Raw genomic sequence first — 14844 nt, 5'->3', positions numbered from 1 at the left:
CGGCCTCCCGTCAGTTGCCGTAGAAATCCACGCGCTGCGGCGTGTACGGCGTGCCGTCGCCCAGGAAGCGCCGCCGCACCTCGCGGGCGCGCTCCGTGGCCGCCGCCTGCCGCGCCAGCTCCAGCGAGGCCGCGCGATCCTGCGTGATCTGGAGCCGCTGCGCCTGGATCGACTGCTTGGCCTGCAAGGCCAGCAACTGGTTCATGGCCTGCATCGCTTGCAGCGCGCCTTCGGCCGACTGGCTCTTGCCCACGAGGTCGGCCAGCACGCTTTCGTCTTCGCCCAGGTTCTGCGACACCTGGGCCTGCATCTGCATGGTGGTCTGCAAGCCGTGGAGCGTGTTCCTCCAACGCTCCTGCGCGTCGCGGTACATCTGGTCGCCGCTGACGGTGGCGGCGTACTGCTCCGGGTACAGGCGCGCGAACTCCCGATCCAGATTCGTCACGTCGTAGGCCAAACCCCTGGCCTGAGCGATCAGCCTCTCGGTCGTAGCCAGATTGGCGCGCAACTGGTTCACCACGCTGGACGGCAGGCTGGCGAGGTTGCGCGCCTGGTTCATCAACATCTGTGCTTCGTTCTGGAGCTGCTGGATCTGGTTGTTGATCTGCTCCAGCGTGCGGATCGCGGTCAGCGTGTTCTGCACGAGGTTCGTGGGATCGACCACGACCCATTGCGCATGAGCGGTGGCGGTGCAAAGCATGGCCGCGACGGCGGCGGCGATAAGGCGCTTCTTCATGACAGGCTCTCCTGTGGGTGGTCGGTGGTACGGAGGGAACCCGGCACCAGGCCGGGGAATGAGGGCAGCAGGTCGGCCGCCCAATCGAGGCCGCGATGGCGCAGCCAAGCGCCCGCGAAGCCGGGTGCGCCGGCGTCCAGCAGCAGGCGGTCTATGTCGCGCTGGTCTTGCGGCGTGGACGCGCCCGCGAAGGCCAGCGCCGCCGGCCCCAGGTCGAGGTCGAACAGGCGGTTGCCGAGACGGGATTGGTAGTAGTAGTCGCGCTTGGGCTGCGCGGTGGCGACGATTTCGATCTGCCGGCTGTTGAGGCCGAAGCCCTGATAGACCGTGCGAATCTGCGGCTCGGTCGCCTGCGGATTCGGTAGGAAGATGCGGATGGCGCAACTCTCGATGATCGCGGACGCGATGCTGGAGTTCTGGATGTCCGCCAGGCTCTGCGTGGCGAAGATGACGCTGACGTTCTTCTTGCGCAGCGTCTTGAGCCACTGACGGATGCGCGCGGCGAACATCGGGTCGTCCAAGAACAGCCAGGACTCATCGAGAATCAGCAGGGTCGGTGCGCCGTCGAAACGCTCATCGAAGCGCGCGAACAGATAGCCCAGCACCGACCGAACGGCGGCAGGGCTGCCCATCAGTTCCTCCATCTCGAAACACTGCACGTCCGCCGTACCCAGCCGGTCGTGATCGGCGTCCAGCAGCTTGCCGTGGGCACCACCGAGCACGTAGGGCGCGAGCGCTTGGCGCAGCGCGTTCGATTGCAGCAGCACGGAAAGCCCGGTCATCGTGCGCTGCTCCATCGGCGCACCGGCAAGGCTGCCGATTGCCGACCAGATGGCCGCCTTCTCGTCGGGGCCAATCGCCACGCCTTCGTGCAGCAGCCGGCCCTCGATCCATTCAGCCGCCCAGGTGCGGTAGCCGTCGCGGTCGATGCGCGCGAGCGGTTGGAACGCGATACCGCCATCGACGCCCAGGTCGTAGTGCTCACCTCCCAAGCCCAGGATCGTGGCGCGCATCGAGCGCCCCATGTCGAATGCGAAGATGCGCGAACGCGGATAGCGGCGAAACTGCATCGCCAACACGGCCAGAAATGCGGATTTGCCCATGCCGGTGGGGCCGACCACGGCCATGTGCCCCACGTCGCCGATGTGCGTGACAAAGCGGAACGGCGTCGCGCCATCGGTGCGGGTGACGATGGCAGGCGGGCCGTCGAGGTGTTCGTTCTTCTCTGGGCCAGCCCATACCGCCGACAGCGGCATCATGTGCGCCAGGTTCAGCGTCGAGACGATGGGCTGCCGGACATTTGCATAGGCGTTGCCGGGAATGGACGACAGCCACGCATCCACGGCGTTGAGCGTTTCGGGGATGGTGACGAAGCCCCGGCCTTGGATGACGCGCTCCACCATACGCAACTTCTCGTCAGCCACGGCGGCATCCGCATCCATGACAGTGACGGTGGCCGTCAGGTAGCCAAAGGACACCTGATCGCTGCCAAGCTCCTGCAAGGCGGCATCGGCGTCGGCCGCCTTGTTGTTGGCATCCGTATCCACCAGCGGGCTTTCCTGCTGGAAGATCGTCTCGCGCAGCAGCGCGACGACGTTCTTACGCTTGGCGAACCACTGGCGACGGAGGCGGGAAAGTTCTTTTTCCGCCTCGGCTTTGTCCAGGCAGAGAAAGCGCGTACTCCAGCGGTAGGCAAAACCAAGGCGGTTGAGGTCGTCCAGAATCCCCGGCCAGGTCGAGGTCGGAAAGCCCCGTACCGACACCACCCGAAGGTGCTGGTCGCCCAGCATGGGCGCCAGGCCACCGACCAGTGCGGAATCGGTCAGCAGCGCGTCGATATGGAACGGCATTTCGGGCACGCCGACGCGGTAGCGCCGCGTCGAGATGGTGGCGTGCAGGTAGGTCAGCGTCTGGCTGTCATCGAGCCAGGCGATTTCCGGCATCACGCCATCGAGCAGGTCGAACACGCGATCCGTTTCCGCCACGAAGGCCGTCAGGCGCTCGCGCCAGTCCACGCCATCGGTGGGCCGGTTCTCGTACAGCATCCCCGCCGCGCGGGCGCGCGATTCCTCGGGCGGCAGGTACACCAGCGTCAGGTGATAGCCACTCTCGAAGTGATTGCCCGAGTCCTCGAAGGTGGCGCGGCGTTCCTCGTCCACCAGCCACGACAGCGGCTCTGGAAACTCCGAGTGCGGATAGTCGGCAGCGGGACGGCGCTCGGCCTCGATGAACAGCGCCCAGCCCGATCCCATGCGGCGCAGCGCGTTGTTCAACCGCGCCGACGTGGCGATCAGCTCGCCTTGCGTCGCGCTGTCGAGGTCAGGCCCGCGAAACCGGGCCGTGCGCTGGAAACTGCCATCCTTGTTCAAGACGACGCCCGGTGCGACCAGCCCGGCCCAGGGCAGCCAGTCGGCAAGCAAGGCCGGGCGCTGGCGATATTCGGCGAGGTTCAGCATCGCGGCGTCCTCCCCTCACACGTCCAGCAGCGGGCGGTGCTTGATGTGCCGGGCGAAGACCTGCATGAACTGCGGATCAACGCGCGCACCCCACACCGCCAAAGAATGGCCGACGATCCAGAGCACCACGCCGGGAATCCACAGTTGCAGGCCTAGGCCGACAGCGGCAGCCAGCGTGCCGTTGGCGATCGCCACGGTGCGCGGCGCACCGCCCAGCAGGATCGGCTCGGTGAGCGAGCGATGCAGCGGCACCTCGAAGCCGTCCGCGAAGGTGTCCGGGGCACTCATACGACCGCCCCGCCGGAGAAGCTGAAGAACGACAGGAAGAAGCTCGAAGCGGCGAATGCGATGGACAGACCGAAGACGATCTGGATCAGCTTGCGGAATCCGCCGGACGTGTCGCCGAACGCGAGCGCGAGGCCCGTGGCGATGATGATGATGACCGCGACGATTCGCGCCACCGGCCCCTGGATGGATTCGAGGATGGATTGCAGCGGGCCTTCCCACGGCATCGAGGAACCGGCGGCCTGTGCGGTTCCGGCCAGGAACAGCAGCAGCGCGGCCAGCAGCAGCCCTTGCCCCGCAGGGCGGGCCAGGCAGCGCAGCCGCGCAAGACGCAAAGCCGGATTTGCAGAAAAACGGAAAGCAGGAATGGTCATCTGCGTCATGGCAGTTCTCCAAGTGAGTCAGGGGATGGGGAAGTCGCCGCAGCGGGTGCGGCATCGGGAAGTGGCGGCAGCTCGGGAAACGGCGTTTCCAGCGCGTCCGCCAGTTGGTAGCCCACGCCGTCGAAGCCGACGACGCGGGCGATGCTCTCGATGCGGCGCTTGCGCCCGCGCCCGGCGATGTGGATCACCACGTTGACCGCTTCGGCGATCAGCGCACGGGGCGGATTCACCGCCACTTCGAGAATCAGTTGCTCCAGGCGCAGCAGCGCACCCAACGCGGAGCCGGCATGGATCGTGGCGATGCCGCCGGGGTGGCCCGTGCCCCACACCTTGATGAGATCCAGCGCCTCGGCGCCGCGCACTTCGCCAACGACGACGCGATCAGGCCGCAGGCGCATGGACGAGCGCACCAGCTCGGTCATCGACACCACGCCTGCGCGGGTGCGCAGGGGAACGTGGTCGCGGGCCGCGCATTGCAGCTCCACCGTGTCTTCGAGCACCAGCACGCGGTCGCCGGTGGCGGCGATTTCGGCGAGCAAAGCATTGGCGAGCGTGGTCTTGCCGCTGCTGGTGGCGCCGGCGATCAGCACGTTCTGCCGCTCGCGCACGACGCGAACGAGAAAGCCCGCCTGCGCGCTGGTCATCATCCCGTCGATGACGTACCGCTCCAGCGGAATCACGCCGATGGCGCGCTTGCGCAGCGCGAAGGCCGGCCCCGGCGCTGCCGGCGGCAAGATGCCCTCGAAGCGTTCGCCCGTTTCGGGCAACTCGGCGGACAACAGCGGCTGGCCGCGATGCACTTCCGCGCCGACGTGGGCGGCCACGAGGCGGATGATTCGCTCGCCGTCCGCCTCGGGCAGTTCCACGCCCATCGGCGCGCGCCCACTGGAAAGCCGATCCACCCAAAGGGTGCGATCAGGATTCAGCATCACCTCCACCACGTCCGGGTCTTCGAGCGCGGCGGCGATCAGCGGCCCCATCGCTGTGCGCAGCATCTGGATGCGGCGGTCGAGCGACGTGGCGCTCATGGACTGCGGAACGGCGCTCATGACGCACGCTCCCGCGCTTGCGCGGCCGCCGCCGCGTCCTCCATCCGCATAGGATCGGGATGCAGTTCCTCCACCACGTCGCGCACCAGGCTGCGCCCGCGCAGCAGGTGGCGGCCCAACTGTTCAACGAACTGCTCGAAGCGCGCTTTGCCCTGAGCGCGGGCGGCCTCTTGGTGCGCCTCGGGAACGGGCGTGCTGACCGTGAGGTAGTAGCGAATGAACAGCGCCAGCGTCTCGATCTGGATGTTCTGGTCGCGCTCCAGCCGTTCGGATTGGCGCGACAGCCGATCCAGGCGCTTGGCGATGGCCGCCTCGCGCTGGTCGGCGGCATCGGGCGACAGCCACGATGCGAGCGCCGCCGCGACGATGGACGACTTGGAAACGCCCTTCTTGGCGGCCAGCTCGTCCAGGCGCTTGGCGTGTTCGGGCTGGATAAAGAGATTCAGGCGGTAATGGCTCATAGCTCGATTCCGTCGTTGGGGTTCAGCGATGCCAGCCGGGCCGTGCGCTGCATGGCCGGATCAAGCTGGCGAGGGAGAGGAAGCGGCAGGTCGTCGTCGTCATCGAGCAGCGCCAGGTCGGCCGCAGGCGCGGCCAGCTCGGGGTCGTAGGCGACGGTTTCGGAGAGTTCGGGCTGACGGCGTGGGCCACCGTCGTCGGCCGAAGCGGCGACGCCTTCGGCGGCATCGGTTGCAGGTGCGGTAGGCGTGGCGGGAATCGCCAGGCCGCTCCAGTCGTCCGGGCGAGTCGGCGGCGCGTCGGCGTATTGCCCGTCTGACAGCGGCGGTGGTGGCAGCACGCGGCGCTTGAAATTGCTGTCCGCGTAGTAGCGCAGCTTCTTGGCTTTGATCGGCGCCACGCTGGACACCATCACCACCGCCTCGTCGGGTGGTAGCTGCATCACTTCGCCGGGCGTGAGAAGCGGTCGGGCCGTTTCCTGGCGCGACACCATGAGATGCCCTAGCCACGGCGCCAGCCGGTGGCCCGCGTAGTTGCGCTGCGCGCGCAGCTCGGTGGCCGTGCCCAGCGTCTCGGAGATGCGCTTGGCGGTGCGTTCGTCGTTGGTGGCGAACGTCACGCGCACATGGCAGTTGTCGAGGATGGAATGGTTCTGGCCGTAGGCTTTGTCGATCTGGTTAAGCGACTGCGCAATGAGGAAGCTGCGGATGCCGTAGCCGGCCATGAAGGCCAAGGCCGTCTCGAAGAAGTCCAGGCGCCCCAGCGCCGGGAACTCATCAAGCATCAGCAGCAGCTTGTGGCGGCGCTCGATGCCGTCGGAGCCATCGAGCGATTCGGTGAGGCGCCGGCCGATCTGGTTGAGGATCAGGCGGATGAGCGGCTTCGTCCGTGAAATGTCCGAAGGCGGCACCACCAGATACAGCGACACCGGATGCTCGGCCGCGATCAGGTCGGCGATGCGCCAGTCGCAGCGCGACGTGACTTCGGCCACCGTGGGATCACGGTACAGGCCGAGGAACGACATGGCCGTGGACAGCACGCCGGAACGCTCGTTGTCCGACTTGTTGAGCACTTCGCGCGCCGCCGAAGCCACGACAGGATGCGGGCCATCGCCGAGGTGCGGCGTGGTCATCATCCGGTGCAAGGTCAGCTCGAACGGGCTGGCCGGATCGGACAGGAAGTTGGCGACGCCGCGCAGCGTCTTGTCTTCGCCCGCATAGAGCACATGCAGGATGGCCCCGACCAGCAGCGCGTGCGAGGTCTTCTCCCAATGGTTGCGCTTCTCCAGCGCGCCTTCGGGATCGACCAGAATGTCCGCGATGTTCTGCACGTCGCGCACTTCATGCGCGCCACGCCGAACCTCAAGCAGCGGGTTGTAGGCCGCCGACTTCGCATCCGTGGGGTTGAACAGCAGGCAATGCGAGAAGCGCGAGCGCCAGCCGGCGGTGATCTGCCAGTTTTCGCCCTTGATGTCGTGGATGACGGCCGACGCGGGCCAGCTCAACAAGGTGGGCACTACCAGGCCCACGCCCTTACCCGAGCGCGTGGGCGCGAAGGTCAGGACGTGTTCCGGGCCTTCATGTCGCAGGTACTGGCGATCGTGCTGGCCCAGGAACACACCGGCAGGCTGCGTGAGGCCAGCCCTGCGAATGTCCTGCGCGTTGGCCCAGCGCGCAGAGCCGTAGGTGGTGATGAGGCGCGCTTGGCGCGAGCGCCATACCGACATGGCGATGGCGACGACCACAGCGACCATGCCGCTGGCACCAGCAATGGCGCCGCCGGTGTCGAAGACTTCCGGCGCATAAGCGCCGAAGAAAAACCACCACTCAAACAGCTTCCACGGGTGGTAGATCGACGTGCCAAGAAAGTCGAACCAGGGCGAGCCAAGGCGTACTTGGTAGCCAAGAGCCGCTGCTGTCCATTGTGTGGCGCCCCACACGCCGGCGATCACGATGCCGAATACCACGGCGATCTGACCGAACAGCACGTTCGTCCCTTGCATGACCTGGCCTCCGATTTCTCCCACGCTGATTCCTCATGGGAAAAGCGGCACAAGGACGTGCCGCAGGCGTCAGGATCGGTGCCGGGTCAGTGCCGGTCAAAGACCGTTTTCGGCAGAAAGGTCGAGCAAAAAGACAGAATGAGTGCGACGGCGAGCCAAAGAAAAACGCCGCAAGCGCGGGCGCATTGCGGCGTATCGAGCAAAAAATTAAGGCGATTCGGCGAACCGCCAACGATCAGAACTTAGGCGGTTCCTTCGGTGGTGTGTACGGCGTTTCGCCGTCGCCATAGAACCGCTTGCGCGTGGCCTCGGCCACCCGGTTGCACAGCACGTCGCCCAGCTTCGGGCGGTCGGTCTTGCATTGCTGGCGCAGCTCTTTGAGCCGCTCAGGATTGGCCGCCAGTTCTTCCACCGTTGGGATATTCGCTTCCGAGGTGTCGGCCTTCTGAGGCATCTCGGACGAGCCGCAAGCAGTCAACGCGGCAGCCAGTAAAAGCGGAAGTATCTTCCTCATGATGCGGGTTCCTCCGATATGTCAGAACAGCGGCCTCGCATAGGCCTGGGAGATTCCAGGGATTCGATCGCCTGTACGCGCCCAATAAATCGTTCTAGCACTTCCAGCGGCTCACTTTCGGGATACAGCAAATAAGTGGTCAGCGGCGGTACGCGCGCCGCCAGAGGCCGGGCCACTACGCCAGGTTCACGGCTGGCAGCAATGTGCGCCGCACCTGCCAGTCCAAGCGCAAAGCCTGCCGCCACCAGCGCCATCATCAGGTCGGCGGATGCCACTCGTTCCGCGATCAGCGGCTCCATTTCGGTACGGCGCAACACTCGCTCGACATGCTTGGCATGGCCTTCACAGATTTGTGGGTCACACAGGACAAGCGGATAGCGCAGCAGTTCGTCCAGAGGAATCCGCTTGTGGGCCAGCAGTGGATGCCGAGCCGGCACCGCAACCATGAGCGGATCGCTCCAGACAGGTAGAGCGAAGATGCCATCGCCTACCTCGTCGGACTGCGCAAATCCCACGTCGTACGAGTCGTCATGCAGTCCCTTGATCTGCTGCGACAGTGGAATCTCGAAGAATCTGAGTTCCACTTCGGGTTCTTCCTGCCGGCATTGCGCCAGCAATGCCGGCAAGCGCGACGGTGTAATGCCGTCCGATAATGCCACGCGCAATTGTCCGTGAAAGCCGTTAGCTGCCGCTCGCACGCTATCCCGTGCTTGCTCCAAGGCGGTGAATACACGGCGCACATGCTCCAAAAACAACTTGCCAGAACGGGTCAATTGCGTGCTGCGTGTGGTGCGCGCAAATAGCAGGACACCCAACTCCTCCTCAAGCTCCTTGATTGCGCGCGACAACGGTGATTGCTCGATGTGCAGTCGCTCGGCAGCACGAACAAAGCGAAGCTCCTCTGCAACTGCGAGAAAGTATCGAAGGTGGCGTAACTCCATTCTTTCTATCTCGCTGACGCTTCATTTTCGGTCAAATCAATCACCCATATATGCAGCTCTAAGAAGATTGGCGCATATTTGAAAATTGCGGCTCGGTAGTGATTCTTTAAGTCGACTTGCAAGCCATGCAGCTCATTTCTGCGATACGAAAAAAGGAGACGAATCCAACCACAACAGTGCCAATGAGGATGGCGTCTTGTATTTGATTGGACACTCTTGCGCCGGAGGCCTGAAAACCATACCTCAAGCAGACTCCGCTCGTCGTAAATTCAACATAAATTTACGATCACAGCCGCCGCGCGCACGCGGACGTCGACGCGCCTTGACCGACTTCACTAAACTCGTGTGCGACAGCGAAGATCTTCATAATTTACGTAGAATTTATGCGTGGAGATTGTTCATGAATGGAAAATTTACGCGCTTTCACTGAATACTTGGTTGCATGGGCATTTCGCTATTCGTTCGCGAGAAAAATCATGCATCTCGAAAAAATTCAGGCGACTAGAAAGGTCGTTGCTGCTGCGATCAGCGTGCTGCTGCTTGGGGCGGCAACCAGCGTTCAAGCGCAAGTCTCCGGCAATGTTGCATTGACGTCGGACTACGTGTGGCGCGGCTCTTCACAGACACGTGAGAAGCCGGCGGTTCAAGCAGGAGTGAAGTACGCCCACGACTCCGGCTTCTATGCTTCGGCCTAGGGTTCCAACGTCAAGTTCAAGCCAGATAACAATGCCAGTAGCGAATTCGATATCGCTTTGGGCTGGAGCGGCAAGCTGGCAGAAGACTGGGCGCTTGATGCGTATTACCTGCGCTACCAGTACCCCGGTACACAAGGCTCCCCCAGCTGGAACGAAGTCAACGCGGCGCTTACTTGGCGCGACAACTACTGGCTGTCGGTGGGGCGCTCCACGAACGCGATGGCCAGCAAGACAACTGGTACCTATGCGCTCATCGGCGTGCGATACCCCGTCAATGACAAATGGCGTTTCGAGGGCACGCTAGCGCGCTACTTCCTGGACAGCGCCTACGCGGATAGCTACACCCACGGCTCCCTGGGCGTGGTGTGGGGATTTCAAGCCCCATTCGAGGCAAGGCTGACGCTGCACGGGACGGACTCCGCCGCAAAAAGGATGTTTCCCAGTATGGCGGGCTCTCGTGTTGAGTTCGCTCTGCAAGCCTCTTTCTAAAAATCATTAACTTGCCAGCAGCATGGCAATTTTCAATAAAGGTGGATCGTGAATTTGATTATCGGATTGATATCGTTCGGGTTATTTGCATATTTGCTTTATGCACTGATCAGGCCTGAAAAGTTCTGATTACAAAATTATTCAAATCAATCGAGGTGCATTTATGGGTGATTTCTTGTTTTTGGTATTGGCTTGCGGATTTTTCGTAATCACGGCGGGGTTCATCGTTGGCCTCGAAAAAATTTGATCGGAGTCCAAGATGACTGTCGACATTGTCCAATTCGCTATCATCCTGGTGATCATGACCGGCCTGGTCGTGGTGCTCGGGAAATGGATGGCACGTCTTTTCACAAGTCCTGCGCACAGTTTTCTGGAGCGTGGTACCTATCGAGTTCTTGGCGTTGACCCGTCGGAGAAGATGTCATGGAAACGCTACGGGATGGTGCTCGTCCTGAGCAACGCCGCCATGATGCTCCTTGGCTACGTTCTGCTGCGCGTGCAGCAGTATTTGCCTGGCGATGCGCTGGAGAGGGCGTCTCAAACGCCTGATCTGGCATTCAATACTGCGGCTTCGTTCATCACCAACACCAACTGGCAAGCCTATTCAGGCGAAAGCAGCCTGTCCAACTTCTCACAAATGGCGGTCATCACCTTCTTGATGTCCGTTAGCGCAACAACGGGCGTGGCTGCCGCAGGGGGGGTCATTCGGGGCCTGAGCCGAAGGTCCACGGGCGACATCGGTAATTACTGGGTGGATTTCACCCGTGTGCTCTATCGGCTCCTGCTGCCACTGTGCTTCGTGATGGCACTGGTTTATGTCTGGCAAGGCATGCCGCAAACGCTGAGTGCCGACGCAGTTGTCGCCACGCTCGAAGGAGCCAAGCAGCAGATCATCATGGGGCCGGTCGCGAGCTTCGAGACGATCAAGCACATCGGCACCAACGGCGGTGGCTTTTTCGGCATGAATGCCGCACATCCGTTCGAGAATCCGACGCCGCTGACCAACACGCTGCACATGCTCAGCATGCTGCTGATCCCATCTGCGCTGACTTACACGTTCGGCTCGATGATCATGCGCCGCAGGCAAGGCTGGGCCTTCTTTGGCGCCTTCGTTGTGATGTTCGTAGGCTTTCTTGCGTTGATCTACAACGCGGAGCACAGCGGCAATCCGATGTTGACGCCCCTGGGCGTGGATCAGACGCAAACCGCTCTGCAGGGTGGCGGCAACATGGAGGGCAAGGAGCTGCGCTTTGGCGTGGCTCAAAGCAGCATGTTTGCAGCAGTAACCACAGCCGCAACCACCGGCTCGGTGGACTCGATGCACGACTCCTACACCCCGATGGGCGGTTTCGTTCCGTTGGCCCAGATGATGCTCAACAACGTATTCGGTGGTGATGGCGTGGGTCTAATCAATCTGGTCACTTATGCCATCCTCACGGTGTTCCTTGTGGGCATGATGATCGGCCGCACTCCTGAGTTTCTTGGCAAAAAAGTCGAGGCACGGGAGATGAAGTACGTGATGATCGCCGTGCTCGCCCATCCGTTGAGCATCCTCGGATTCACGGCCATCGCATGCCTGGTCCCGGCCACCATGGAAAGCTTGGCCAACCTCGGGCCACACGGCTTCAGTGAAGTCCTGTATGCGTATACGTCAGGCACGGCGAACAACGGCTCTGCATTTGCAGGCCTGAATGCCAATACGCCTTTCTTCAATACGACCATCGGCCTGGCCATGCTCGTGGGCCGCTATTTCACGCTGCTGCCCATGCTCGCGGTCGCTGGAGTAATGGCAGCCAAGAACAGCATTCCGGCCAGCGCAGGAACGCTCTCGACAGCCACGCCCCTGTTCACGGGGCTGCTGGTTTTCATCGTCCTCATCGTCGGCGGACTGACTTTCCTGCCCGCTCTCGCTCTGGGTCCCATCGTGGAGCACTTACTGTTGCTCACGGGCCAGACCTTCTAAGGAGTAGCTATGACTGAAATTCAAACACAAGTCAGCCCGGCTGTGACATCGGCATTCAGCGGTGTCACCCGCCCGGTGCTTGTTTCTGCAGTGCTCTTCATGATCGTGACCGGACTGGTGTATCCACTGGCCACTACTGGCGTGGCCCAATTACTCTTTAGCGATCAGGCGCAAGGCAGTTTGATTACTCGCAACGGACAGGCCGTCGGCTCGCGTGTCATTGGCCAGCTTTTCTCTAGCCCTCAGTATTTCCATGGCCGCCCCAGTGCCACTTCCGGCGCTGACCCGAACGATCCAGCCAATTCGATCGACCAGCCGTACAACGCTGCCAACAGCGGCGCGAGCAACCAGGGGGCGCTGAGCAAGAAACTGCTCGACGCCGTGGCAGAGCGCACCAAAGCCTACCGGGAGGAAAACGGTCTGGCAGCTGACGCGAAGGTACCGGTCGATGCGGTGACCGCATCTGCCTCCGGCCTTGACCCGCACATTTCGTTAGCGAACGCCCGGCTGCAAGTGTCCCGGGTGGCAAAGGCGCGCAATGTGCCTGAGAAGGATGTGCTGTCGGTGCTGGAAAAGAACACAGCGCAACGTCAGCTCGGCGTTCTTGGCGAACCCCGCGTCAACGTGCTGGAACTCAACCTTGCACTGGACGAGGCCTTCAAGGCCCGGCCAGTCACCCAATAAAGCTGGGAGTTTTTATGTCCCAAACAGAAGTCATCACGTCTACTAATAGCACCGGCCCGTCTGGTAAGCAGCCAGACCCTCAGCCCGGCGCCCTGCCATGGTCCTCGATCATTGGTGAAGCTTTTCGTAAGCTGTCTCCGCGCGTGCAGATGAAGAACCCAGTGATGTTTGTCGTGTATGTCGGCAGCATCGTGGCAACGGTTCTGGGGATTCAGGCTGTGCGAGGAGATGGCGACGCCCCGGCGGGCTTCATCTTTGCAGTGGCTGCCTGGCTCTGGTTCACCGTGCTCTTCGCCAACGCAGCCGAGGCATTGGCCGAGGGCCGCGGCAAAGCGCATGCTCAAGCGCTGCGCGCCTCTCGGCGGCGAGTGGTTGCCCGTGTGCTCAAGGAACCTAAGCTGGACGGTACGAGCTGGCCCGTCCCCAGCGACGAATTGGCCGTGGGCGCTTACGTCCATGTCAACGCCGGAGAAACCATCCCAGCGGACGGTGAGGTCCTGGTTGGGGTCGCCTCCGTCGATGAGTCGGCCATCACAGGGGAGTCGGCTCCGGTGATCCGCGAGGCTGGGGGCGATCTCAGCTCGGTTACCGGCGGGACCCGCGTGCTCTCGGACTGGATCATCATGCGCGTCACAGCGAAGCCTGGTGAGGCGTTCCTTGACCGCATGATCGCCATGGTCGAGGGTGCCAAGCGAGGCAAGACACCGAACGAGCTTGCGCTGAACATCCTGTTGGTCGCCCTGACGCTGATCTTCCTGCTGGTATGCGTGACCTTGTTGCCGTTCTCCATGTTCGGCGTACAGGTCAATGGCGCAGGACAGCCAGTGAGCATCACGGTCCTCATTGCCCTGCTGGTATGCCTGATCCCGACGACCATAGGGGCCCTGCTATCGACTGTGGGCATTGCTGGCATGAGCCGCATGATGAAAGCAAATGTATTAGCAACCTCTGGTCGCGCGATCGAAGCTGCCGGTGACGTTGACGTGCTGCTACTCGACAAGACTGGCACGATCACCCTGGGCAACCGCGAGGCTGTCAGGTTTGTCGCCGCTCCTGGCCTGTCTGAGCCGGCTGTTGCCAATGCTGCCTACCTGGCTTCGCTGGCTGACGAAACGCCGGAAGGTCGCTCCATTGTGACGCTGGCTAAGGGCAGCTTCAATGTCAAGCTTCGGACACTGGACGGTGCACAGCCCATTGCATTCAGTGCAATGACCCGCATGAGCGGCATAGACATCGATGATCGGCAACTGCGCAAAGGGGCTGCATCGGCGATTCGCGCCTACGTGGAGCATGCCGGCGGGACATTCCCTGAGGCCGTTAGCCGGATCGTCGAGGAAATTTCTCGGCGTGGCAGCACACCTCTGGTCGTGGCCGACGGCCCGAGCGTCATTGGTGTGGTCGAACTCAAAGACATCATCAAGCATGGCATCAAGGAGCGTTTCGGCCAACTGCGCGCCATGGGAATCAAGACTGTCATGATTACGGGGGACAACAGGCTCACTGCAGCCACGATTGCCGCTGATGCAGGCGTGGATGATTTCTTGGCTGAAGCCACGCCTGAAGACAAGTTGCGTCTGATCCGCAAATACCAGGCCGAGGGCCACTTGGTGGCCATGACGGGGGACGGCACAAATGACGCGCCGGCCCTTGCGCAGGCTGATGTGGCCGTGGCGATGAACAGCGGCACTCAAGCCGCAAAGGAAGCGGGCAACATGGTGGATCTGGACAGCAATCCCACCAAGCTTCTGCGGGTTGTCGAGGTGGGCAAACAGATGATCATGACGCGCGGAGCGCTGACTACCTTCAGTGTCGCGAACGACCTGGCAAAGTACTTCGCGATCATTCCGGCCGCGTTCGTCGCCACCTACCCGGCATTGGGGGCCTTGAACGTGATGGGCCTGCACAGCCCCAATTCGGCGATTCTGTCCGCGGTGATCTTCAATGCGCTCATCATCGTTGCCTTGATCCCGCTTGCCTTGCGTGGGGTGAAGTATCGGGCCGAATCGGCCTCGCATCTGCTCAGGCGCAACCTTTTGATCTACGGCGTCGGTGGCCTCATCGCGCCGTTCATCGGAATCAAGCTGATCGACATTATGCTGACCCCATTCTTCTGAAAGTTAATAATCTGGAATAATTGGGCAACGCTAAAAAACGTTGCCCAAAACCCTATGAAGTTATCGAGTTAAGA

13 protein-coding genes and 1 pseudogene are annotated in these 14844 nt (G+C 62.2%); 5 read left to right on the top strand and 9 right to left on the bottom strand.

From position 1 onward, the window contains the following. Window positions 1-10: 10 nt before the first annotated feature. The 9 genes from trbJ to K2W61_RS14785 all read right to left on the bottom strand — a co-directional run bounded on the left by trbJ (window position 11) and on the right by K2W61_RS14785 (window position 8825). A complete protein-coding gene (gene trbJ / locus K2W61_RS14825; RefSeq protein WP_236755910.1) occupies window positions 11-736 on the bottom strand; it encodes a P-type conjugative transfer protein TrbJ in 726 nt (241 codons plus the stop codon). Beyond that, window positions 733-3192 carry a conjugal transfer protein TrbE gene (gene trbE, locus K2W61_RS14820; RefSeq protein WP_236755909.1) on the bottom strand — a complete coding sequence of 820 codons (2460 nt, stop codon included), beginning with the start codon at window positions 3190-3192 and terminating at the stop codon, window positions 733-735. Before trbE ends, trbJ begins: the two co-directional genes overlap by 4 nt. A 15-nt stretch (window positions 3193-3207) precedes the next feature. Continuing rightward, window positions 3208-3480 (bottom strand): VirB3 family type IV secretion system protein, encoded by a 273-nt coding sequence (locus tag K2W61_RS14815; protein WP_003103993.1) that lies wholly within the window; start codon window positions 3478-3480, stop codon window positions 3208-3210. After that, window positions 3477-3860 carry a TrbC/VirB2 family type IV secretion system protein gene (locus K2W61_RS14810; RefSeq protein WP_003103996.1) on the bottom strand — a complete coding sequence of 128 codons (384 nt, stop codon included), beginning with the start codon at window positions 3858-3860 and terminating at the stop codon, window positions 3477-3479. Before K2W61_RS14810 ends, K2W61_RS14815 begins: the two co-directional genes overlap by 4 nt. Beyond that, window positions 3857-4909: a P-type conjugative transfer ATPase TrbB gene (trbB, locus tag K2W61_RS14805; RefSeq protein ID WP_236755908.1), complete on the bottom strand. Its 1053-nt coding sequence runs from the start codon at window positions 4907-4909 to the stop codon at window positions 3857-3859. The genes K2W61_RS14810 and trbB overlap by 4 nt, the downstream gene beginning before the upstream one ends. Further along, a complete protein-coding gene (locus tag K2W61_RS14800; RefSeq protein ID WP_016448820.1) occupies window positions 4906-5370 on the bottom strand; it encodes a ribbon-helix-helix protein, CopG family in 465 nt (154 codons plus the stop codon). The genes trbB and K2W61_RS14800 overlap by 4 nt, the downstream gene beginning before the upstream one ends. Further along, a complete protein-coding gene (locus K2W61_RS14795) occupies window positions 5367-7370 on the bottom strand; it encodes a conjugal transfer protein TraG (protein ID WP_236755907.1) in 2004 nt (667 codons plus the stop codon). Before K2W61_RS14795 ends, K2W61_RS14800 begins: the two co-directional genes overlap by 4 nt. Window positions 7371-7605: 235 nt before the next feature. Beyond that, window positions 7606-7884, bottom strand: a complete 279-nt coding sequence (locus K2W61_RS14790) for an EexN family lipoprotein (protein ID WP_057505138.1) — start codon at window positions 7882-7884, stop codon at window positions 7606-7608. Then, a complete protein-coding gene (locus tag K2W61_RS14785) occupies window positions 7881-8825 on the bottom strand; it encodes a LysR family transcriptional regulator (protein ID WP_082592153.1) in 945 nt (314 codons plus the stop codon). The genes K2W61_RS14790 and K2W61_RS14785 overlap by 4 nt, the downstream gene beginning before the upstream one ends. Window positions 8826-9229: 404 nt before the next feature. Here K2W61_RS14785 and K2W61_RS14780 point away from each other — a divergent pair. The 5 genes and pseudogenes from K2W61_RS14780 to kdpB all read left to right on the top strand — a co-directional run bounded on the left by K2W61_RS14780 (window position 9230) and on the right by kdpB (window position 14770). Then, window positions 9230-10009, top strand: a pseudogene (locus K2W61_RS14780) (TorF family putative porin). Between the two features lie 48 nt (window positions 10010-10057). After that, on the top strand, window positions 10058-10138 hold the full coding sequence (kdpF, locus tag K2W61_RS27880) for a K(+)-transporting ATPase subunit F (protein WP_113931806.1): 81 nt from the start codon (window positions 10058-10060) through the stop codon (window positions 10136-10138). 130 nt (window positions 10139-10268) lie between these two features. Beyond that, the gene (kdpA, locus tag K2W61_RS14775; RefSeq protein ID WP_057505140.1) at window positions 10269-11972 is read left to right on the top strand and encodes a potassium-transporting ATPase subunit KdpA; all 1704 of its coding nucleotides are present in this window, start codon (window positions 10269-10271) and stop codon (window positions 11970-11972) included. Window positions 11973-11981: 9 nt separating this feature from the next. After that, entirely contained in the window at window positions 11982-12656 is a 675-nt protein-coding gene (gene kdpC, locus K2W61_RS14770; RefSeq protein WP_057505141.1) for a K(+)-transporting ATPase subunit C, read from the top strand. Between the two features lie 14 nt (window positions 12657-12670). After that, on the top strand, window positions 12671-14770 hold the full coding sequence (kdpB, locus tag K2W61_RS14765) for a potassium-transporting ATPase subunit KdpB (RefSeq protein WP_082592155.1): 2100 nt from the start codon (window positions 12671-12673) through the stop codon (window positions 14768-14770). Window positions 14771-14844 lie beyond the last annotated feature (74 nt).

The organism is Achromobacter pulmonis, from assembly GCF_021733725.1.
Taxonomy (GTDB): Bacteria; Pseudomonadota; Gammaproteobacteria; order Burkholderiales; family Burkholderiaceae_B; genus Achromobacter; species Achromobacter pulmonis.
The sequence above is the reverse complement of the archived record's forward strand: the minus strand, read 5'-3'. Positions and strand labels throughout refer to the sequence as shown.

Excerpts from the sequence above, each read along its gene's own strand:
- trbJ (WP_236755910.1), bottom strand. The coding sequence starts at position 736 with ATGAAGAAGCGCCTTATCGCCGCCGCCGTCGCGGCCATGCTTTGCACC.
- trbE (WP_236755909.1), bottom strand. The coding sequence starts at position 3,192 with ATGCTGAACCTCGCCGAATATCGCCAGCGCCCGGCCTTGCTTGCCGAC.
- K2W61_RS14815 (WP_003103993.1), bottom strand. The coding sequence starts at position 3,480 with ATGAGTGCCCCGGACACCTTCGCGGACGGCTTCGAGGTGCCGCTGCAT.
- K2W61_RS14810 (WP_003103996.1), bottom strand. The coding sequence starts at position 3,860 with ATGACGCAGATGACCATTCCTGCTTTCCGTTTTTCTGCAAATCCGGCT.
- trbB (WP_236755908.1), bottom strand. The coding sequence starts at position 4,909 with ATGAGCGCCGTTCCGCAGTCCATGAGCGCCACGTCGCTCGACCGCCGC.
- K2W61_RS14800 (WP_016448820.1), bottom strand. The coding sequence starts at position 5,370 with ATGAGCCATTACCGCCTGAATCTCTTTATCCAGCCCGAACACGCCAAG.
- K2W61_RS14795 (WP_236755907.1), bottom strand. The coding sequence starts at position 7,370 with ATGCAAGGGACGAACGTGCTGTTCGGTCAGATCGCCGTGGTATTCGGC.
- K2W61_RS14790 (WP_057505138.1), bottom strand. The coding sequence starts at position 7,884 with ATGAGGAAGATACTTCCGCTTTTACTGGCTGCCGCGTTGACTGCTTGC.
- K2W61_RS14785 (WP_082592153.1), bottom strand. The coding sequence starts at position 8,825 with ATGGAGTTACGCCACCTTCGATACTTTCTCGCAGTTGCAGAGGAGCTT.
- kdpA (WP_057505140.1), top strand. The coding sequence starts at position 10,269 with ATGACTGTCGACATTGTCCAATTCGCTATCATCCTGGTGATCATGACC.
- kdpC (WP_057505141.1), top strand. The coding sequence starts at position 11,982 with ATGACTGAAATTCAAACACAAGTCAGCCCGGCTGTGACATCGGCATTC.
- kdpB (WP_082592155.1), top strand. The coding sequence starts at position 12,671 with ATGTCCCAAACAGAAGTCATCACGTCTACTAATAGCACCGGCCCGTCT.